Origin of the sequence: Capnocytophaga canis, assembly GCF_000827555.1 — a bacterium.
In the GTDB taxonomy this organism is placed as follows: Bacteria; Bacteroidota; Bacteroidia; order Flavobacteriales; family Flavobacteriaceae; genus Capnocytophaga; species Capnocytophaga canis.
Window position 1 is genome coordinate 1 of the sequence record NZ_CDOI01000193.1, and the last position, 4200, is coordinate 4200.

Sequence of the window (4200 nt, forward strand, 5' to 3'; positions counted from 1 at the left end):
AAATAGTGCTATAATTAACTTGTTTCTCATTATTTGTAGTTTTAGTTTTTCTGTGCTCGTGCAAGTTTTGTACAAGCACAGAAAATTAGTGTGATTAAGATTTTAATTATTTTTTAAAATGACGCCCTCTTTGGACTTTTATTCATATTGTATATTTGACGGATGTACACGGACTTGATAACAAGGTATATAATCTTTTTGTAAATCAGATGAAAAAATGACAAATATATGATGCTTTACAAACGGAGGTATTTTGTAAATATATGCATAACCGTCAAAAAAGAAATCATAAGTTTCTTGCGAGAGCGTATTCCATATTTCTTCTAACTGTGTGATTGTTTTTACCTGTCTCATATCTTTTAGGAAATCCAGATGTTCATTTGGAATTAGTAAAATATGATCTCTTTTAATAACGGAATATTTATCACTATTTTGTACTTTAATAATATGGGAAATATTTAGAAGCCAATCTTCTTTATCATTTTTATAATCGTATTCTATTGATTTGTAAAAAAGTTTATTGTTTTTGTCAAATCTTTCAAATACCTTATGATGCTTGTAATGTTTCGTAATATCTAACCAATAAGTTTCACCAGAGTTTATTTCCTCTTTTTGTGTACGTAAAACACCATCTGTATCATCAAAGATGACAAACAATGCTCTTTCAGATATTTGTGCATATAATTTAAAAGTCAATAAAAGTAATGTAATGAGTAGTGTGTTTTTCATTGTTTTTGGATTTTAATTTTTCTATGCTTGTGCAAAACTTACATTATAATTGTTTTAATTAAAATTTTACTCCAAAGCCGTCGGTCTAATAAATAGCTGTACTTCATAACAAGGAATATAATCCTTCTCTAAATCTTCTTCTTTAATGATAAAAATATTATATCGTTTTTCGGTTTGATATTCTTTGTCATAGTAATTGTAAAACCTATCTTCATAATGAGGTGAGCGTTCTAACACTTGACTTGAAAATTCATCAAATTGCATTTTGATCCATTTTTCTTCCTCTTGTTTTACATAGATTACGCTATTTTTCTTTTCGAATTCTTTAAACATTGTTTGTGGCATAAGTAAAACAAATCTTGCGGGATAGTCAAAGAAATCTTTTGAAAAGTACATAAACGAAACACTCCAAAAAGGTGAGTTGGGACAGTTTATCCCATATGTTTTTTGTGTGATATTTTTCCCAATAACCTTTTCATAGAAGTTTGGATTATCATTATTTATTACAAAAAACAGACTATTTGAGTTAATCTGTGCTTGTGCAAAATTTACACAAGCACAGAAAATTAAAGTTATTAAAGTTTTCATTGTTAGAAATGTCTAAGAGTTATTGCCTTTCAGGAAAAAGTTCTTTTGCCCACATAATTTTTTCTTGTAGGCCATTTTCTTCCCATTGTTCAGGAGTGAGTTTTATATAAATATGATTTTTACTTGTATATTTAGGAACAAACTTAAAGTAAAAATCATACGAACCTCCCACGATGCCTTTTCCTTCAATATACGCAAAGCGGTCAATACCACGATGTTCGTTGTAATAATCACTGACTTGCCACCCATCAAAAGTCCAAAAACGATATATTTTTTCATTTCCGTGATTTTCAACTTGAGAAAGATAAATATTTCGCAAATGATGAGGGATAAAAAAACTTTCATTGTCCTTTCCCTCCATAAAATCAATACGTTTGATAGGGTTTTGCCCCAAATTAAGAATTACATTCTTAATTTGTGAAACATTTATATAACTCTTAAATTCAACAACATAAAACCATTCAAATAATGAAAATTTTGCTACATAATATTTCTCATTTTCCTTTTTTACCAATGAAAATTTATTGAACTCTTTGGATTTTAACATATAATCACTCGCCTCATAAGGACTAATTATGTTTATGATTCTTCGGGTTATTTTTTCAGGAGAAATAATATTATTTTTGATTTCTTGCCATTGTATTTCTTTCCATTTGGGTTGATTATTATATAAATTTGGCAAAACAGAAATTAATAAAATGATTTCTTCTCGTAAAATATTATACATTTCCACTTCTGTATGGACTCCGTAGAGTTTATTTGTGTTAAGTGTATATTTATTTACTTGATATTTTGAAGCAAGGCTATCTAACAAAACATAACTTTTCTCGGATTGTGAAAACCCGAGAAAAGAATATAAAAATAGTATGATTAAAAGTTTTGTTTTCATTGTTAGAAATGTCTAAGAGTTATTGCCTTTCAGGAAAAAGTTCTTTAGCCCACATTATATCGTATCTGACAACTCGCTTGAAACCATCTTCTGTTCGGTCGAAATAAAAATCATACGAACCTCCTACAATTCCTTTGCCTTCAATATATGCAAATCGGTCAATACCTCGATGGTAATTATAGTTTTCTATATCAGTAATTCCATTATTGCGATGTTTATTTTGTTTTTCAAAATCTTTATTCCAGTCGTCGAGTGTCCAAAAGAGATAAACTTTTTCGTTATTTTTTTGTTTTACTTCTGAAAGATATATTGCTCGAAACTCTTCTTTTATCCACGAATATCCGTAAGTATCACTTTCCATAGGAAATTTATTACTTACTTGACTAAGATATGTTTTCTTAACATCGTTGTAAGTCATTATTTTGTCTTTAAGGTTAAGAATATTACTTCCAGAAATTTTCAGAGAAGTTTCAGTGTCAATTATTTTGAATTTTTCTATAAGAACGTTTTTTGCTACAAAAAAATTATTTCCAATTTTTTTTACTAACCTATATTTATTGAACATCTTAAGCTCATTATTATTTAATATAGCTTCTTGTATTTTTTTTGCAGGTAATATTTCATTTTCTATAAGCAAGTATGAAATTTCTTCCCAATTTTCGCCCGTTTCTAAATCAGGAAGTACACTAAAAAGGAAAAGACCTTGATAATGGTCAAGATTATATAGCTCAATTTGAGCCTTAATTCCATACATTTTTTCAGTATCAAGAGTATATTTTCTTACACTGTTGGGTATTATATCGTTTAAGAGTATAAATCTTTTCTCGGATTGTGAAAACCCGAGAAAAGAACATAAAAATAGTGTGATTAAAAGTTTTGTTTTCATTGTTACAAATCTAAAAGTTATTGCCTTTCAGGAAAAAGTTCTTTTGCCCACATCATTTTGTTTTCTGTATCATTTTTGTCCCACACTTTACGAAGCAAATAAGAGGGGTCGTTACTTACAGCTATTTTACCTCCTGTTTTTAATGAAAAATAATAGGGATAACGCCCTGCAACAATTCCTTTTCCTTTAATATATGCTAAGTTGCCAATTCCTCCATACGTATTAAAAATCCAAAAGAAATATACTTGTTCGTTATTTATCAGTTGAACATCATATAGATATACACTTTCTAAATAACTGGGTATTCCGAAACCGTTTTCAAATAAAAATACTTTATCAGGAAATTGCTGTTTATATTTAGCATATAGTTGCTCTTTTATAATAGGTTTTGCACCCAAATTAAGAACATTTTTTCCGGATATGTGAATATCTTCGTCCGAAAAATTAACAATTTTAAACAATTGCAAATTTGTGAGTCTCGCCCTAAAAATTTGATCGCCAATTTTTTTAACTAAAAAGTATTTATTAGATAAATTATTGTTAACTTCCAATTTATCAATCAAATATCGATAGGAAACAAAATTTTCTTCCTGCAATTCACTTTTTTGAACTTCTATCCAATCATAGCCATCTTTTAAATCGGGTAAAATTGTAATAAGTAATAAATCTTCGCCTCTTTCTATGTTGTAAACTTCAAAAGTTCTCTCTATTCCAAAAGAAGATAAACTAAAATTGTACTCTTTAACATCGTATTTTGAGTTTAGCTCTTCCAACGAAATATATTTTTGGGCAACAACTATATGGCTAGATATAAGACTAAAAAAAATAAGAATTTGCGTTTTCATAATTAGTTACAAAAAACAGACTATTTGAGTTAATCTGTGCTTGTGTAAAACTTACACAAGCACAGAAAATTAGTGTTAGAATTAGTTTCATTTTAATCACAATATTCTTCAATTGTACTTATTAAAACATCCACTTCGTAGCAAGGAATGTAATCTTTTTCTAAATCGGAGGTAAATACTATAAACACATTGCTTCGATATACTCCTTTCGCATACGAAGCTCTCTTGTCATAATACTCATATTTTCTGTAAAATGGTCCGAT

The 4200-nt window shown here is 28.5% G+C and carries 5 protein-coding genes; all 5 read right to left on the reverse strand.

The features are described from left to right. Nucleotides 1–138: 138 nt before the first annotated feature. On the reverse strand, nt 139–729 hold the full coding sequence (locus CCAND38_RS10065) for a hypothetical protein (protein ID WP_042345182.1): 591 nt from the start codon (nt 727–729) through the stop codon (nt 139–141). A 66-nt stretch (nt 730–795) separates the two neighbouring features. Beyond that, the gene (locus CCAND38_RS10070) at nt 796–1317 is read right to left on the reverse strand and encodes a hypothetical protein (RefSeq protein WP_042345184.1); all 522 of its coding nucleotides are present in this window, start codon (nt 1315–1317) and stop codon (nt 796–798) included. 19 nt (nt 1318–1336) lie between these two features. Continuing rightward, nucleotides 1337–2206, reverse strand: a complete 870-nt coding sequence (locus CCAND38_RS10075; RefSeq protein ID WP_042345186.1) for a hypothetical protein — start codon at nt 2204–2206, stop codon at nt 1337–1339. A 19-nt stretch (nt 2207–2225) separates the two neighbouring features. Next, nucleotides 2226–2960: a hypothetical protein gene (locus CCAND38_RS10080; protein WP_156129799.1), complete on the reverse strand. Its 735-nt coding sequence runs from the start codon at nt 2958–2960 to the stop codon at nt 2226–2228. A 149-nt stretch (nt 2961–3109) separates the two neighbouring features. Next, nucleotides 3110–3937: a hypothetical protein gene (locus CCAND38_RS10085; protein ID WP_042345191.1), complete on the reverse strand. Its 828-nt coding sequence runs from the start codon at nt 3935–3937 to the stop codon at nt 3110–3112. Between the last annotated feature and the right edge of the window lie 263 nt (nt 3938–4200).

Bases quoted from the DNA above. Each gene is read 5' to 3' on its own strand.
- CCAND38_RS10085 (WP_042345191.1), bottom strand. From the start codon at position 3,937: ATGAAAACGCAAATTCTTATTTTTTTTAGTCTTATATCTAGCCATATA.
- CCAND38_RS10075 (WP_042345186.1), bottom strand. From the start codon at position 2,206: ATGAAAACAAAACTTTTAATCATACTATTTTTATATTCTTTTCTCGGG.
- CCAND38_RS10065 (WP_042345182.1), bottom strand. From the start codon at position 729: ATGAAAAACACACTACTCATTACATTACTTTTATTGACTTTTAAATTA.
- CCAND38_RS10070 (WP_042345184.1), bottom strand. From the start codon at position 1,317: ATGAAAACTTTAATAACTTTAATTTTCTGTGCTTGTGTAAATTTTGCA.
- CCAND38_RS10080 (WP_156129799.1), bottom strand. From the start codon at position 2,960: ATGTATGGAATTAAGGCTCAAATTGAGCTATATAATCTTGACCATTAT.